The 15,370-nt window shown below is 65.3% G+C and carries 12 protein-coding genes and 5 pseudogenes; 8 read left to right on the forward strand and 9 right to left on the reverse strand.

Annotated elements, in window-relative coordinates; translation table 11 throughout:
* Positions 1-478 precede the first annotated feature (478 nt).
* Together XpopCFBP1817_RS24030 and XpopCFBP1817_RS24035 are read left to right on the forward strand one after the other, a co-directional pair.
* Positions 479-775, forward strand: a pseudogene (locus XpopCFBP1817_RS24030) (IS5/IS1182 family transposase); the annotation flags it as partial.
* Between the two features lie 3 nt (positions 776-778).
* Positions 779-937: pseudogene (locus XpopCFBP1817_RS24035) on the forward strand (transposase); the annotation flags it as partial.
* A 242-nt stretch (positions 938-1,179) separates the two neighbouring features.
* On the opposite strand, the gene XpopCFBP1817_RS14620 reads toward XpopCFBP1817_RS24035, so the two are convergent.
* Genes XpopCFBP1817_RS14620 through XpopCFBP1817_RS14635 form a run of 4 tightly spaced genes read right to left on the reverse strand, consistent with a single transcriptional unit; the run spans position 1,180 to position 4,088 of the window.
* Positions 1,180-1,989, reverse strand: a complete 810-nt coding sequence (locus XpopCFBP1817_RS14620) for an N-formylglutamate amidohydrolase (protein WP_128417671.1) — start codon at positions 1,987-1,989, stop codon at positions 1,180-1,182.
* Positions 1,982-2,533, reverse strand: coding sequence for an NUDIX hydrolase (locus tag XpopCFBP1817_RS14625; RefSeq protein ID WP_128417672.1), 552 nt, complete (start codon positions 2,531-2,533; stop codon positions 1,982-1,984). Before XpopCFBP1817_RS14625 ends, XpopCFBP1817_RS14620 begins: the two co-directional genes overlap by 8 nt.
* Positions 2,530-3,516, reverse strand: a complete 987-nt coding sequence (locus XpopCFBP1817_RS14630; RefSeq protein ID WP_128417673.1) for a 5'-3' exonuclease — start codon at positions 3,514-3,516, stop codon at positions 2,530-2,532. The genes XpopCFBP1817_RS14625 and XpopCFBP1817_RS14630 overlap by 4 nt, the downstream gene beginning before the upstream one ends.
* The gene (locus tag XpopCFBP1817_RS14635; RefSeq protein ID WP_128417674.1) at positions 3,513-4,088 is read right to left on the reverse strand and encodes a nitroreductase family protein; all 576 of its coding nucleotides are present in this window, start codon (positions 4,086-4,088) and stop codon (positions 3,513-3,515) included. The genes XpopCFBP1817_RS14630 and XpopCFBP1817_RS14635 overlap by 4 nt, the downstream gene beginning before the upstream one ends.
* Before the next feature lie 360 nt (positions 4,089-4,448).
* On the opposite strand from XpopCFBP1817_RS14635, the gene XpopCFBP1817_RS14640 reads away from it, so the two are divergent.
* Positions 4,449-6,812, forward strand: coding sequence for a DUF1631 domain-containing protein (locus XpopCFBP1817_RS14640; RefSeq protein WP_128417675.1), 2,364 nt, complete (start codon positions 4,449-4,451; stop codon positions 6,810-6,812).
* Between the two features lie 197 nt (positions 6,813-7,009).
* Here the strand turns inward: XpopCFBP1817_RS14640 and XpopCFBP1817_RS23755 are convergent.
* Positions 7,010-7,336: pseudogene (locus XpopCFBP1817_RS23755) on the reverse strand (alpha/beta fold hydrolase); the annotation flags it as partial.
* Between XpopCFBP1817_RS23755 and XpopCFBP1817_RS14650 the strand changes: the two are divergent.
* Positions 7,320-7,801 (forward strand): annotated as a pseudogene (locus XpopCFBP1817_RS14650) (TetR/AcrR family transcriptional regulator); the annotation flags it as partial. The pseudogenes XpopCFBP1817_RS23755 and XpopCFBP1817_RS14650 overlap by 17 nt on opposite strands.
* A gap of 126 nt (positions 7,802-7,927) precedes the next feature.
* On the opposite strand, the gene XpopCFBP1817_RS14655 reads toward XpopCFBP1817_RS14650, so the two are convergent.
* The 4 genes from XpopCFBP1817_RS14655 to XpopCFBP1817_RS14670 all read right to left on the reverse strand — a co-directional run bounded on the left by XpopCFBP1817_RS14655 (position 7,928) and on the right by XpopCFBP1817_RS14670 (position 9,938).
* Positions 7,928-8,419, reverse strand: a complete 492-nt coding sequence (locus XpopCFBP1817_RS14655; RefSeq protein ID WP_128417676.1) for a DUF3106 domain-containing protein — start codon at positions 8,417-8,419, stop codon at positions 7,928-7,930.
* Positions 8,420-8,424: 5 nt separating this feature from the next.
* Complete coding sequence (locus XpopCFBP1817_RS14660) at positions 8,425-8,757, reverse strand: hypothetical protein (protein WP_128417677.1); 333 nt, start codon at positions 8,755-8,757, stop codon at positions 8,425-8,427.
* Positions 8,754-9,317, reverse strand: coding sequence for an RNA polymerase sigma factor (locus XpopCFBP1817_RS14665; RefSeq protein WP_128417678.1), 564 nt, complete (start codon positions 9,315-9,317; stop codon positions 8,754-8,756). Before XpopCFBP1817_RS14665 ends, XpopCFBP1817_RS14660 begins: the two co-directional genes overlap by 4 nt.
* A 201-nt stretch (positions 9,318-9,518) precedes the next feature.
* Positions 9,519-9,938: a hypothetical protein gene (locus XpopCFBP1817_RS14670; RefSeq protein ID WP_128417681.1), complete on the reverse strand. Its 420-nt coding sequence runs from the start codon at positions 9,936-9,938 to the stop codon at positions 9,519-9,521.
* A gap of 189 nt (positions 9,939-10,127) precedes the next feature.
* Here XpopCFBP1817_RS14670 and sufT point away from each other — a divergent pair, with 189 nt between their 5' ends.
* The 4 genes and pseudogenes from sufT (at position 10,128) to XpopCFBP1817_RS14690 (ending at position 15,210) form a co-directional block, all read left to right on the forward strand.
* Positions 10,128-10,682, forward strand: a complete 555-nt coding sequence (gene sufT, locus XpopCFBP1817_RS14675) for a putative Fe-S cluster assembly protein SufT (protein ID WP_010367352.1) — start codon at positions 10,128-10,130, stop codon at positions 10,680-10,682.
* Between the two features lie 61 nt (positions 10,683-10,743).
* Positions 10,744-11,829 (forward strand): branched-chain amino acid aminotransferase, encoded by a 1,086-nt coding sequence (locus XpopCFBP1817_RS14680; RefSeq protein WP_128417679.1) that lies wholly within the window; start codon positions 10,744-10,746, stop codon positions 11,827-11,829.
* Between the two features lie 133 nt (positions 11,830-11,962).
* Positions 11,963-13,135: pseudogene (locus XpopCFBP1817_RS14685) on the forward strand (S8 family serine peptidase); the annotation flags it as partial.
* A 476-nt stretch (positions 13,136-13,611) separates the two neighbouring features.
* Positions 13,612-15,210, forward strand: coding sequence for a S8 family peptidase (locus XpopCFBP1817_RS14690; RefSeq protein ID WP_425479117.1), 1,599 nt, complete (start codon positions 13,612-13,614; stop codon positions 15,208-15,210).
* Positions 15,211-15,370 lie beyond the last annotated feature (160 nt).

A 15,370-nucleotide genomic window follows, 5' to 3' on the forward strand; every position in this document is an offset into this window, starting at 1 on the left:
TGGCAGCAGTCGTACGCCGTCATCCGCGCGATGGTGTGTGCTGGGGCAGCGCCTGGACCAATTCTTTCTTCAAGCCCCCATGCGGATGGGCGTCGGTGCTGGCGTACATGGTCTCGTGGCTAACGCGTTGGGTAGGATCATCCGGATGCATGCGCGAGAGCTTGGCAGCCATCTGCTGGGGCGAGCAGCGCCACAGCAGCAGATGATCACGCAGCACCTGGAACAGCTCCGTCCCCGGGTTCAGCCGCCGCCGGATGCTGTGCTGACGCCGTGCCCGGTAACGTCTCCTCGCACTGCGCGCGCAAGAGGCCGTGCTGTCCTGCCTGGCCAACGCCCGACGCACTGTCGACGGGCTTCTCCCCCAACACCCTGGAGATCGCGCGCAAGCTGAGGCCAACGACTATTCCCACTCTCATGAGTCCGCCATGTCGGCGTGACTCAAACCAAGGGGTCTCCGGGAAAACCCGGGGCGGTTCAGGCGTGCGAAGAAGCGTTGCTGGACAGCACCGCGTTGCGGGTCTTTGTTGGGATCGACCTGGGCCGTGAGCGGGTGCAGGATGCGACGACGCTGCTGAAGTTTCGCCACTTGTTGGAGCGTTATGACCTGGGAAGCGAGTTGTTCGCTGAGGTCAACGCGCAGTTGCAGGTACCCGGGCTGAAGGTTGGCACCGGCACGATCTTGGATGCCACGCTGATGGCAGCGCCGAGCTCGACCGAGAATGCAGACAAGCCGCGGGATGGTGAGATGCACCAGAGCCGCAAAGGGCAGCAGTGGTAGAAGGTGCGCGCGCGTGTGGAGCATGTCTTTGCGGTGGTCAAGCGCTTGTGGGGGTTTGCCAAGGTGCGTTATCGCGGTTTGGCCAACAACGCCAACCGTAGCTTTGTGGCGCTGGGGTTGGCGACTGTGTACCTGTCACGCACCCGCTTGGTGGGATAACTGCGCCCGACAAGGGCACCGTGGGCTGCGCCAGCCGGCGCACACCGCTTCAAGTCACCAATATCCTGTGTTTTTAACCAGTCTCTCGGGCTTGTGACGCACGTCAGTAGCGTTGAGTCTTCAACCGTTGGGCGGGTTCTTGATGCTGGTGCTTGATCAGCGTTGCCTTAGGTGATGTGACAGAAACGCGGGTTTGCAGTGGATCAGTGTTGCACTTGAAACTTGAGTCGTTGCATTCTCTGCTAGAAACGTATTTGCTTGTCGCCTGAAAGCTCAGCCAACGGCGGAAAAATGCGCGCCAATCGATCGGCCCACGCTTGTTGCCCAGCCGCATCGGCAATCAGATCCTGGCGCAATTCCAGCTCCACATGCAGCAGTCCCCGGCCTTCGCCGTAAACCGGAATCGCGTAGTCGCTGGTGTCGCTGACCGCGTAGGGCTGGTTGTCGCCGACCACCAGATTCGGCTCGTTGCGCAAGGCTTGCAATAAGCGGTGCGCCAGCCGTGTGTCGTGGTTGTACAACACGCCGGCATGCCAGGGCCGCGCGTTGCCGGCCATCGCTGGGGTGAAGCTGTGCATCGACACCAGCAGCGTCGGTTGATGGCGTGCCTGGCGCGCATCGAGTTCTGCAACGATACGCGCGTGATACGGCGCGAAGATTTCATCGATGCGCTGTTGCCGATCAGTGGCCGTTAGCGCCAGATTGCCGGGAATCGGCGTGCCATCGCTGACGTCGGGCATCAGGCTGGCGGCGCCGTGCGGGCGGTTGCAGTCGATCACCAGGCGCGAATAACTCTGGGCGATGGCGAACGCATCGAGCGCATCGGCCAACAAGCGAGTGACTTCGGTAATGCCGATGTCCCAGCCGATATGGCGATCCAGTTCGTGCTGCGGCAGGCCCAGGTTAGCAAGCCGCCACGGCACGCGCTGACCGGCGTGATCGGCGATCAGCAGCCATGGCGATGTGGCGTGCGCGTTGATGACAGTAAACGCTGCGGGATCGTCGGCGCCCAGCAAACGGGCAGATGTCGCTTCAGTCGTCACTTCAGGCACGCGGGGTGCCGTCCAGTGCGTGATCGACCAGATACAGCCCGGCCCATAGTTTTGGATCCATCTGGTAGCCCTCGGCCATTTTCTGCACCAGCCAGGCGCCGACCTGCGCGCGCGGGATTTCGTGCACGGTGATGTCTTCGCTGGCATCGCCGCCGCCTTCGCCGACCTTGCGCAGTCCGGTGGCGCGTACGAAGGCGACCTTCTCGCTGCTGGCGCCGGCCGAGGTCGGGCCGATCATCAGCACTTCGGCATGCTCGGCGGTCCAGCCGGTTTCTTCTTCCAGCTCGCGAATCGCCGACAGCTCTATCGATTCGTCTGCATGCACATCGCCAACCAGGCCAGCCGGCATCTCGATGGTGCGCGCCTGCAGCGGTACGCGGAACTGTTCGACGAACAACATCGCATCATCCGGCGTCACCGCCACGATGATCGCGGCCAAGCCGCCGGCATGCACGCGCTCGGAATACTCCCAGGTGCCGCGCACGACCATGCGCTGGTACTTGCCTTCGTAGACCACGGTGGGTGGGGTGTCGTGTCGGTTCATCGGTGCAGACCTTGTGCCAGGGAAACGGTGGAAAGCGCTGCCGGCGCGCCGGTGCACGCGGCCAGCAGCCGGCGCCGGGTGAGCGGGCCAAAGCGCAGGCTCTCGCACAATCCGGTCAGCATGTCTGCGTCGGCGTGCGCACGCGTGAAACCGGCTTCTGTCAGCGCCAACGGCGTGTCGAGCGCAATCGTGCTGAGTTGGCGCCACAGCAAGGCATGTTCGCGTTGTTCGCGCAGCCGCACCGCCATTTGCGCGGCGCCACGCAGGCGCAAGAAGGGGAGTTCGTCCACGCGTTCGAGCAAGGCATCCAGGCTGCCGAAATGCGCCAGCAAGACGGCCGCGGACTTGGCGCCGATACCGGTGACGCCGGGGATGTTGTCGATCGCATCGCCGCACAGCGCCAGATAATCGGCGATCTGGTGCGCATGCACGCCGTAGCGCGCCTTGACCCCGTGCATGTCCCAGCGTTGGTTGCGGGCGTAGTCCCATTGCTCGTCGTGTTCGAACAACAACTGCGACAGGTCCTTGTCGGCCGACACGATCACCCCGCGCAAGCCCTGCGCACGCGCGCCGTGCAAGGCGCTGCCGATCAGATCGTCGGCTTCGTAATCGCGGTGGGCCAGCACGCTCAGGCCCAATGCTGCGCACAAGGCCTTGCAGTGGGCGAACTGGCGGCGCAGCGCGTCCGGTGCCGGGGTGCGATTGCCTTTGTAAGCGGGGTACAGCGCGTGGCGAAAACAACTGTCCAGTGCTTCGTCGAAGGCAATGGTGATGTGCGCGGGGTCTTCGCGTTCGAGCAGGTCCAGAAGGAAGCGCGCAAAGCCATGTACCGCATTGGTCGGCCAGCCCTGCGCATCCTGAAATTCGTCCGGGATGGAATGCCAGGCGCGGAAGACGTACAGGCTGGCATCGACCAGATACAGCGGGTTGGCGCGCGCGCTGGCGGGCGGCGCGCCGTCGGTCGTCGTGGCCAGCGTGCTCACGGTGTCCAGTCGCGCAGCAGCGCACGCGGATCCGGGCGTTCGCGCTCGGGCACCTGCATGCGTGGCGTGCCGATGTGGATGAAGCCGGCGATCCGCTCGTTTTCTTCCAGGCCCAGATAGCCGGTCACCGCCGGGTCGTAGGCCATCCACGCGCTCAGCCACTGCGCACCAAAACCGTGCGCCTGCGCTGCCTGCAGCAGTGCAAAACACACGCAGCCGGCGGTCAGCAGTTGTTCCTGTTCGGGCACCTTGTGTTCGGGACGCAGCGAAGCGATGACGACGATCGCCAGGGGCGCATCGTTGAAGCGCCAGCGTTCTTTTGCGATCGCTGCGGCCGATGCCAGCGGGTCGGCCGCCTGGGTGCGTTCGGCCAGGAAATCGCCCAATGCCTGGCGCGCGTCGCCGCTGATGCGCAGAAAGCGGAACGGCACCAGCTTGCCGTGATCGGGCACGCGCACCGCCGAGGTGAGCATGCGCAGCAGGGTGTCCTCATCGGGGCCGGGTTCGCCGAGCTGTTTGGAGGGGACCGAACGGCGCGCGTCCAGCGCCTGGAGCGAATACGGTGCGTGCATATGTCCACATCAAGGCAACGGAACCGCAATTATAGACAGGCCCTTCCCAACGCCCGCCGCATCGTGCCGAGCCGGACACATGCGGTGACAGCCAGGCCGGGCCGATGGCCCGGACGGGCTTGACAAGCGCAAGGCTTAACTCTCGCCAGCGTATACAGGGCTTGGCAAGCGCCACTGCAGCGATGCAAGCTACGATGTTCACTTGACACGCAAACCACGGGCGGTCACGAGTAAAGTGAGAGATTCATCACATTTAACGGGTGAGCGAAACGCCTACCATGCGGCAGCGCAATTTGGGGCCGCGTCCGTTTCTTCCTGTTTGAATATTTTTACGCCTGCAGGGGCGGGGAGCCTTTGCGCATGACTTTTCAGCCCAGTCCGTCGGGACATCCGGGCCGTGACCAACGCTTGCTTGAACAGGCGCAGGCCGCGTTCGTGCCGGCAATTGCGCAGGTGTTTGCCGCTGCAGTCGCACATTTCGACGATGTCCTGTTCGATCGCGCCGAATCCGCAGGCACATCGCAGTTGCTGTTTCTCGATGGCATGCGCGAGTTGCGTCGCAAGCGTGACGACGTGGCCGACCGCTTCCGCCAACAGCTGGAAGATGGCTGGCAAGCACTGGTACTGGGCATGCCGCTGTCGGCCGAGGTGGTGCTGGCCTGCGAAATCGGCACCGGCCCGCTGAGCCTGGTACCCGAACACGTGCTGGAATCGCGGCTGGCAGTGCGCAATCTGGCCACTGTGCTGCTGCGCGACTTCAAACAGGTACTGGCACGGGTGAATCGCCGCCTGGGCTGGATCGCCGGCGGCCTGGAACTGGTAGCCGACACCAACCCGATTGGCCCGGAACATCTGGGCGTGGCCATCCACGAGGCCTTCGCAATCTGCGACCTGGCGCCGGAAGTGCGCCTGGTGCTGATCAAGCTCTGCGAGCGCGACCTGGCCGAGCCGATCGGCAAGTTGTACACGCGCCTGGACGAAACCCTGCTCAAGGCGGGCGTGATGCCGGAAATGTCGCAACCCAAGCGTCAGCCGCCACGCACGCAGCCGCGCGGCCAGACGCCCGAAGAGAGCGCGCAGGCCGATGGCCAGGGACAGGGCGCGGGTGCCGACATGGGCGGCGACGATCAGAACGACCAATACGCGCCGGCCTGGGTCAACCACTTTCTGGACCGCTGGGCGCATAGCCGAGGCCGCATGCAGGCCGCCACCCAGCGCGGCCATGCCAATGGCGGCAGCAGCGCAGGTGGGATGGATGCCGACGCCGATCATCCTGGCGGTAGCCAGGGCATGCTGCTCGAAGCGCTGCACGAATTGCTGCAGCAGACCCGTAGCGTGCGCGAGAGCGCCGCGTCTGCGGCAACGGTGGCAGTGGGCCAGCAACGCCCCTTGAGCCAGCACGAAATGATGTCGGTGCTGTCGCTGCTGCAGGCCACGCCAAGCGCGACGCTGGGCGCGGCCATTGGCGAAGACAACGAATCGCTGGCGCAGCGTTTGAAGAACGAAGTGCTGTCCAGCGCCACCCGGCTGGGCGTGGATCCGGCCACCGCACGGCTGGATCCGATGGACGAGGATGCGATCGATCTGGTCGGCATGCTGTTCGATGTGATGCTGGACGAGCGCGATCTGGAAAATCGCTCGCGCGAGATGATCGGCAGGCTGGTGGTGCCGTTCGTCAAGGTCGCGCTGCTGGATCGCAAGATGTTCGTGCAGAAAACCCATCCCGCGCGGCGCCTGCTCAACTCGCTGGCCGAGGCCTGCGAAGGCAACAACGGCGACAGCGCCGCCGAGCGTATGCTGATTGGCAAGGTTGAGGAAATTGTCGACCGCCTGGTTGCCGAATTCAACGAGAACCTGGCGATCTTTCAGACCCTGGAAGAAGAATTCCGCGACTTCCTGTCTCAGCACCGGCGCCGGGTGGAGATCGCAGAGCGTCGCGCCACCGAGACCCAGCGCGGGCAGGAAAAACTCGAACTGGCACGCAGCCGCGCGTTGTTCGAACTGGAGCAGCGCGTGCTGGCCGGCGTGGCTCTGCCCAAGGCAGTGGAAGATTTCCTGCGCCAGCCCTGGCTGCATCATCTGGCCATGGCGATCCTGCGCGACGGCGACGAAGGCCCTGGCACTGTCGAAGCACTGGCGTTGGCCGATGGCGTGCTGGAAGAACTGGCCGAGGCGCGTTGCCATATCGTCGGCAAACCGTGGCTGCAGGTCTGGCAGCCGGCGCTGTATCGCGTGTTCGCCAGCATCGGCCTGCATGGCGATGCGGTGGTGGTGGCGATCGGTGCGCTGCACGACACCTTGCAGGCGATTGCTGAAGCGCGCCCGGAACTGGAAAAGTTCCTGCCCGAATTGCCGCAGGTCAACCTGCCGCCGCCGGCCGCCGAGAGCATCAATGTGGTGCTGGGCGCCGAAGCGGTGGCGCAGAGCGTCGACAGCGCCCACGCCACGCGTTTCCGTGCGATGGACATCGGCACCTGGCTGGACTTCGTCGATAAGGACGGCAAGGTGCAGGCCGGCAAGCTGTCCTGGGTGAGCCCGATTTCGCAACGGCTGCTGTTCGTCAATCGCCGTGGCGTGCGTTTTTGCGTCGCCTCGCCGGAAGAGCTGGCGGCGATGGTGCGGCTGGGTCGCTTGCGCGAAAACATCAACGACGGCGCTTTCGACAGCGCAATGCAGGGCGTGATTGACCGCCTGGATCCGCTGCATAACGGCACCGTGCACTGAACGCGATGCGCATGAGCTGGGCAATGCGATCAGTCGGCGACGTGCCGATGCCATCGGCATCACTGCAGTTCCCGCACGGCGCAGACCGTGCTTGGCGATAGCGAACGTCGCTGCAGTAGCCGTTAGCTAGCCAGCCGGCGGCTGCTTGCGATGGGCGCGACGATCATTGCCGGGTAACCGTGTTGCGTGCCGGCGTCTCAAGGCGACGCCGGGCCGATGAACTGCATCGCCTGGTCATCGCCGATGCATAATCGACCAGGGGGTCATGGCCCAGCCGCTCGGTGCTCACCAACTACGCGCCGGCCCACAGTGCGGCAAAACGCGCCCCCTTCTTCCCACGGCGTTTCCCGGTCGCGGCGGTCGTGAATGATCAGCGCAGGACAATCAAATTTCGCAAGGCGCTGCGTTGCATCGACATCGGCGAAGCGCTTCCCGCTCCGCTGATGCAGCCAATTTTCGAACGGTGCGAACGCGCTCGGCGCGATACCGAACCCACGGAACTGGCGTTGCGCACTCTGCGCCGGCGTCTCGCATGCCGCGCCGGCGCATCATTTCGGCTCGCTCGACGGGCTGTTGTCTGAGCTGGCTGCTGACGGCTACGAGCGCATGCTCGATCAGATTCTCGCGACCCACCAGGAGCTGGCCGATCCGCTACTGGGATGCGGGTTGGGCTACATCCGCATCCCTGCGCGTTTGCGCAGCACTTCCGGCTGATGCTGGGGCTGGATCTGCGCTCGCGCAGCTTGCCCAGACTGTTGCATGCCAGTGCAGCGGCGATGGCGTGTCTGCGCGAGAGGGTGCGGATGCAGTGGATCGCGCTGCACGGGAGCGCGCCGACTGCGCAGGTGCTGGAGCAGCGCACCCTGTTGGCCTGGAGCGCGGTGCACGGGTATGCCTGGCTGGCAATCGACCGCAGACACGAGGGGCTGCTCGCATTTGCGCCCGAACGGGTGCTGGCGCCGTTGCTGCAAGCGGTGCTGCTGCCCTGAGTCCGTGCGATCGGCGCTGCCGCGACTGGATCGCGGCGTTGATCCGTTCACTGGCTGATACGCGAAGTCAGTCCGCACGATGGCACGCGCAATGGCGTGCGATATCGCTTGATCGTCAGCGATCGCTCAATCGTCTACCGGCGGATGCTCGCGTAGCCAGGCGCTGCGTTCGGCCGGGCTCATCTTCTGCCAGCGTTGCTGCAGCGCGTTGCGTTGTTGCTGGTTGAGCGTGCGCATGCCTTCGAACAAGGCCTTGGCTTCGCGGCGCTGCTCGGGGCTCATGTTGCGAAAGCGGTCCATGCCGGCCTTGGCCTGCGTGCGCTGTTCCGGGGTCATGTCCAGCCAGCGGCGTGCGTGGCGATACATGCGCGGACGTTCATCGGGCACCTCGTTCCAGCGTTCGCGCAGCGCATCGATCAGCACCTGGCGCTGCTGCTGGGTCAGTTTCTCCCACTCGGGCATCGGCGTTTCCGCCTCGCGCGGTCCCGGACCACGTGGGCCGGGGCCGTCGGACGGCGGCGGCCCAGGCGGGCCTGGCGGAGCGGCCTGGGCCAACAGCGACGCGCAGGACCCGGCGCACAGCAACAGGGTCAATAGCAGGCGGGTGGTGCGGGTCATCGTGCTCATTCCATGGCCAAGGGGGTGTCGGACCCGAGCCACACATACAGGTCCGGGTTCTGGGTCAGCAAGTCGTCGCTATCGGTGATTGCCTGGCTCTGTGCGGTGCCCGGGCTTGCCGATCCGCCCGGACGCAGTTGCAGGCCGATGCCGATCGCCAGCAACCCCGAACACGCGGTCGCCAGCAACCAGTAACCGCGCCGGTTGCGCGAGGGAGTGGTCGCGTGACGGGCCTGGCGCAGGCGCACCAGTGTCTGCGGGGGCAGGCTGGTGAGCGCGGTGGTATGCAGTTGACGCAGTTGCGCGTCGAACCGGGCCGGATCGTGGGAGCGGTTCACAGGAAATCCTCGAACTGTTTTTGCAACGCGTCGCGTGCACGCGACAGGTGAGTTTTGACCGAGCCTTCGGAGCAGCCCATCGCCTTGGCGGTGGTGGCCACGTCCAGGTCTTCCAGTACGCGCAGCGTGAATGCTTCGCGCTGGCGCGCGGGCAGGCTGCGCAGGGCTTCGGCCAGGCGTTGGTAGGTCTGTTGATGTTGCTGTGCGTCGACCGGGCCGGTGCCGGGGTCGGCCCAATCGATGGTGCCTTCGTCGTCGGAACGTTCGGCCGGCGCCCAGAACTTCAGCCGGAAGGTGCGTCGCCGCTGCAGATCGATGATGCGGCTGCGCAGAATGCTCCAGAACAACGGTGTCCATTCGGTGGCCGGCCGCTCGCGGTAGCCGAGTAGCTTCACCATGGCGTCCTGCACGGCATCCAGCGCGTCTTCGCGGTGACGCAGGCCGGCCTCGGCAAAACGGAACGCACGCGGGCCGATGCCGGCCAGAAAAGCGTCCAGCGACACGGGCGCAGTGGTGGCAGGGATAGAGAGCTGCGGATCGAAAGGGGTTCCCACCAGCACAGCGTAGCTTCCTCAGAGACGATACAACGTCAACGGGCGAGCGCGGATTCGGTTGACACGCGTGGCGAATGCACCCGGCTTGGCGCTCTCCAAACGCACAAAGAGCGCTGCGAGGTGCCCTTGCGGATTATCCAACCCGGTGCGCGTAACGCATTGCACAAACGCATCGTCGCGCCCATGCCTGCGAGAAACGCGCGTGACTCAGCGCGCGGCCCACCAGCCAAGCACCAGCGCCGCGACATAACAGGCCAAGTCGACGCCGCTATTGGGCAACTGCAACAAGGTCCACGCCAGGCCTGCGCCCATCTTTTGCGCCGAGGTCCATGGGTCCAGCCCCAGCGAGCCGCCAAGTTGTGCCGATGCGATGCCCCAGTTGGCAACGACGATCACGATGACCGTGGCCACCCACGTGACGCCGATGCGCAAGCTGCCGGCGCGCAGCGTGCCCAGGCGCAGCATCCAGGCCACTTCCAGCGCGACCAGCAGCGCCATCCAGCCTGCCTGATGACCAAGCGCAAGGGCAATGAGCATCCAGGCGATGAGGGCGGTGACGCATCCCAGCAGCAGGAGCGGGGGCCAGAGCCAGTGGGCGGTTCTGGCGGACGCGTTGGTGGGCGGCATTGGAACTCCTGACAGTACGCACATGATAAACGCGTGCCGCACGTTGCGATGCACTGCTGTCTTTGGATGACATGCAGCAGACGGAATGCAGCGTCGTCGCTGGCGCTGCATCGCCGCAGGCAGCGGCATTGCCCTGGTCAGCTAGAATGGTCGACTTGCGCGCATCCGGCGCGGCCCCATATCCAACCCATGTACTCCCGTAGCAGCGAACCCGTCCAGTTCGAACGCGATTGCGATGCCGTCATGGTGCCGCAGGGCGATTCGGTGACCCTGCCCGCAGGCAGTTACGGCTATATCACCCAGGCGCTGGGTGGCAGCTATACCGTCTTTGTCGAAGGCAACCTGTTCCGCATTGCCGGCAAGGATGGCGATGCGATTGGCAAGGAGCCCCCGCCCGGGCTGGAATTGCCCGCCAATGCCAGCGATGAAGAAGTGGAAGCGCTGGTGTGGCAGCAGCTGCGCACCTGTTTCGACCCGGAAATTCCGTTCAACATCGTCGACCTTGGCCTGGTCTACGAGGCGGTGGTCAGCCATCGCGAGGAAGACAACCAGCGCCGTGTGGACGTCAAGATGACCCTCACCGCGCCCGGTTGCGGCATGGGCGAGATCCTGGTCGACGATGTGCGTAGCAAGGTGGAGATGATCCCGACCATTGCCGAGGCCGATGTCGAGCTGGTCTTCGACCCGCCGTGGGGCCGGCATATGATGTCCGAAGCTGCCCGTCTCGAGACCGGCATGCTGTGATCGTCAGGCGCCATGTCGAGCATGTGGCGCGTCCTTCCGTCCGCCATATAGGAAACTCCTAGTGCCCGTGTCATTCGCTTCCACCCGTTCCCCGTCGCCGCGCAGTGCCGACGAGCTGTCCGTGATCCTGGCCAAGCCAGGCTTCGGGCTGCATTTCACCGACCACATGGTCGCCATTTCCTGGACCAACGAGCTCGGTTGGCACGACGCGCAGGTACGCGCGTATGGCCCGCTGCAGCTGGATCCGGCGGCCTCGGTGCTGCATTACGGCCAGGAGATCTTCGAAGGCATCAAGGCTTACCGGCACGGCGACGGCTCGATCTGGACCTTCCGCCCGCAGGCCAATGGCCAGCGGTTGCAGCGCTCGGCGCGCCGGCTGGCATTGCCGGAACTACCGGTGGACCTGTTCGTCGAATCGCTGCGCCAGTTGGTGGCGGTGGATGCGAGCTGGGTGCCGTCGGCGCCGGAGACCAGCTTGTATTTTCGCCCCTTCATGATCGCCGACGAGGCGTTCCTGGGTGTGCGTGCGGCGAACAAGGTCTCGTACTACGTCATCGCAAGTCCCGCCGGTCCGTATTTCGCCAAGGGCGTGGCGCCGGTGTCGATCTGGTTGTCCACCGAGTACGCGCGTGCGGCCAAGGGCGGCACCGGTGCGGCTAAGTGCGGCGGCAACTACGCCGCCTCGCTGCTGCCGCAGCAAAAAGCCTATGCGCAGGGCTGTTCGCAGGTGCTGTTCCTGGACCCGGTGGAAGGCAAGTACATCGAAGAACTGGGCGGCATGAACGTGTTCCTGGTCTACAAGGACGGCAGTCTGGTGACGCCGGAATTGTCCGGCAGCATCCTGGAAGGCATCACCCGCGACAGCATCCTGCAACTGGCCCGCGACCGCGGCATGCAGGTGATCGAGCGCAAGGTCGCCATCGACGAGTGGAAGCAGGGCGTGGCGTCGGGGGACATCACTGAGGTGTTCGCCTGCGGCACCGCAGCTGTGGTCACCCCGATCGGCGAGCTGAAGGGCGATGGCTTTGCGGTGGGCGATCTGTCCGCGCCGGCCGGCGAGGTGACCATGTCGCTGCGCCAGGAACTCACCGATATCCAGTACGGGGGCGTTCCGGACCGTCACGAGTGGCTGGTGCGTCTGTCCTGAGTGAATCACACCGCGTCAAAACCAGGCCCTTGCGCGTCAGCGCGGGGGCTTTTTTTGGGTCCGCACGCAGCCAAACGGTCTGATTCCGACAAAAAACTCTGGAGATTAGGCTGAACATGAGCGCTGCGCGTCCTTGAGCACTTCGCTGCGCACCGCTGCGCGTTCGGTTACGGCCACGGGGGGCAAGGCGTTGGGGGTTGAACTCGGTGCGTCGTCTTGCGCTTGGTGCGGAGCTGATCAAGGCCGACCGCACTGGACCGTCAAGAAGCCGAAACCCTGATACGCCAGCTGGCCGCCGACCCGAACGTGCAGAGCGGAAGTTGACCAGATGCTGCACGCCACGCTGACTCCTAACGATAGCGGCCTGCCCGAGCCGTGGGGCTTCGGCACCACCAACGCCGGCCTCAACATCCGTCCGGCCTGGGACAAGGCCACCGGCACAGGCGTGGTAGGTGCGTTCATCGACACCGGCATCACCAGCCACCCCGGATCTCAACGCGAACGTGCTGCCGGGCTACGACTTCATCAGCGATGCGGCGCGTGCGCGCAACAACAACGGCCGTGACAACAATGCCGCCGACCAGGGCGACTGGCGGACTGCCAACCAGTGCGGTAGCGGCGTGGCGGAGCCAATTCCAGCTGGCATGGCACCCCCGTGGCCGGCACCGCGTTCAATGCGTGCATCGTGCCGATCCGTGCACTGGGCCTGTGTGGCGGCACCAGCTCCGACATTGCCGATGCGATCGTCTGGGCTTCCGGCGGCACGGTCTCGGGTGTTCCGGCCAATGCCAATCCGGCTGAAGTGATCAACATGTCGCTGGGCGGCAGCGGCACCTGTTCGAGCACCTACCAGAACGCCATCAACGGTGCGGTGTCGCGCGGCACCACCGTGGCGGTGGCGGTGGCGGCCGGCAACAGCAACAGCAACAGCAACGCCAACGTGGCCAACTTCACCCCGGCCAGCTGCGCCAACGTGATCTCGGTGGCGTCCCTCACCTCGGCCGGCGCGCGTTCGAGCTTCTCCAACGTCGGCACCACCATCGACATCTCCGGCCCGGGCTCGGCGATCCTGTCAACGCTCAACACCGGCACCACCACGCCGGGCAGCGCTAGCGATGCCTCATACAACGGCACCTCGATGGCGGACCCGCATGTGGCCGGCGTGGTTGCGCTGGTGCAGTCGGCGGCATCTGGCCGGCTGAGCCCGGGCCAGGTGGAAACCTTGCTGAAGAACCCCGCGCGTCCGCTGCCAGGCGCCTGCTCGGGCGGTTGCGCCGGCGGCATTGTCAATGCGGCTGGCACGGTCGCGCAGATCCCATAAGGCGGTTTGTTGCGCCAGCGGTCTGCCGCTGGCGTAGCGCTGGTTTGCGTGATGCGGTTCGCTGCGTCAGTGCAGCCCCACTGCCCCGCGTCGGCGGGGCAGTGGGGCTGCAGACGATGTGCTGCGTGCCAGGACCGCATCGGCCTCGGCGGCGGCGCAGCAGTTTCCCGTCTGTCCGACCCGCCATCCTTAACGAACACATTGGCCTGCCAGGCTTGGTCCCCGATCCAGGCTCAGGTCCGCTCCTGCCCGGTCGATAGCATGGCCGGTGGGTAGAAACGCCAGTCGGCGAGCCTCACCGCGAGACGAGGCGGCATCTGCGCCCTCGTGTTGCAAACCGACATCCTTGGGGGGATTCGATACGCCATTTACCGTTCGACGGCTTGCGCCCTATCGCGCTGGCCTGCACGTTGCTGTGCGCCACCGCGCCTGCGTTTGCCGGCGATGTCAGCCTGCAGGGGATGGGGTCGGCCTCTGCCCACCAGCGGTTTATCGTCAGCTACAAGGACAACAGCGCCGGCAATCGCGGCGCACGTCTGAGCGGCTCGTTGCGCGCGATTGCCAGTGCTGTGCCGGCGCGGCGCGGGCGTGCCCTCGGGTTGTCGGCATCGCGCTGGCTTGGGGTGGGGCCGCAATTGCTGGTGGCCGACCGCGCGCTGGATCGGGTCGATTCGGAAACCCTGATGCGTCGTCTGGCGGCCGATCCATCGGTCAAACGGGTGGAAGTGGACATGCTGCTGCGTCCGATGCTGGTGCCCAACGATACCCGCTTGCCCGAGCAATGGGCGCTGGGCACCACGACCGCCGGCATCAATGTTCGGCCGGCCTGGGACAAGGCGACCGGCAAGGGCGCGGTGGTGGCAGTGATCGATACCGGCGTCGCCTCGCATCCGGAGTTGTCGGCCAATGTGTTGGCCGGCTACGACTTCATCAGCGAGGCCTTCATCGCCCGCGATGGCAATGCGCGCGACACCAACGCCGCCGATGTGGGCGACTGGGCCGCCGCCAACGATTGCGGTAGCGGTGCCAGCGCGTCCAGCTCCAGCTGGCACGGCACGCACGTAGCGGGCATCGTTGCAGCGGCAGCCAACAATGGCACCGGCACGGCAGGTGTGGCATTCAACGCCAAGGTGCTGCCGGTGCGCGTGCTGGGCCGTTGCGGCGGCTATTTGTCCGATATCGCCGATGCGATCGTGTGGGCCTCCGGCGGCACGGTATCCGGCGTGCCGGCCAATCCGACCCCGGCGAAGGTGATCAATCTGTCGTTGGGCGGTGTTGGTACCTGTTCGACCACCTTGAGCAATGCGATCGCCAGTGCCGTGTCACGCGGCACCAGCGTGGTGGTGGCGGCCGGCAACAGCAATAGCGATGTGGTCAACAGCGTGCCTGCCAATTGTCCGAACGTGATCGCGGTGGCGGCGACCACGTCGGCCGGGGCCAAGGCCAGCTTTTCCAACTTCGGCCAGGGCGTGGATATCGCCGCTCCCGGGCAAGCCATTCTGGCCACGCTCAATAGCGGCACCACGGCGGCGGGCAGTGCGAGTTACGCGGTCTACAGCGGCACCTCGATGGCGGCGCCGCATGTGGCCGGCGTGGTGGCGTTGATGCAGTCGGCAGCGCTCAATCCGCTCAGTGCGGCCAGCGTGGAAGCCATACTCAAGAGCACTGCGCGTGCGTTGCCGGTGGCGTGTACGCAGGGGTGCGGGGCAGGGCTGGTCAACGCCGATGGTGCGGTGGCTGCGGTGATCGCCTCGACCACGTTGACCAGCAATGCAGCACGCAGCGGCCTGGCCGCAGCGGCCGGTGGCTCGTTGTATTACCGGGTCAATGTGCCGGCAGGCACGCGCAGTGTGCGGGTCGCGCTCAGCGGCGGTAGCGGCAATGCCGATCTGTCGCTGCGCGCCGGCGCATTGCCGAGCGATACCGCCTACAGTTGCCGTACCGCAGTGGTGGGCAATGCGGACAGCTGCACGCTGACCGCGCCTGCGGCAGGTGTGTATTACGTGCGGCTCAAAGACACGCTGGCCTTTTCGGCAGTCAATCTGGTGGCGACATACTGATGGCGAGCACGGAGTCCTGCGCTGATTGGCGCAGGGCTTCGGTCTGTCTTCGTGCTTGATCTTGTGTCGTGTAGTTGAGACAACTAGGGCCTGTTAACACTAATGGCCTGAGCGAGTAAACTATCGGGTATGGAGATCACACCAGAGCAATTTTCCCTAA

The sequence above is a fragment of the Xanthomonas populi genome (assembly GCF_002940065.1).
Taxonomy (GTDB): domain Bacteria; phylum Pseudomonadota; class Gammaproteobacteria; order Xanthomonadales; family Xanthomonadaceae; genus Xanthomonas; species Xanthomonas populi.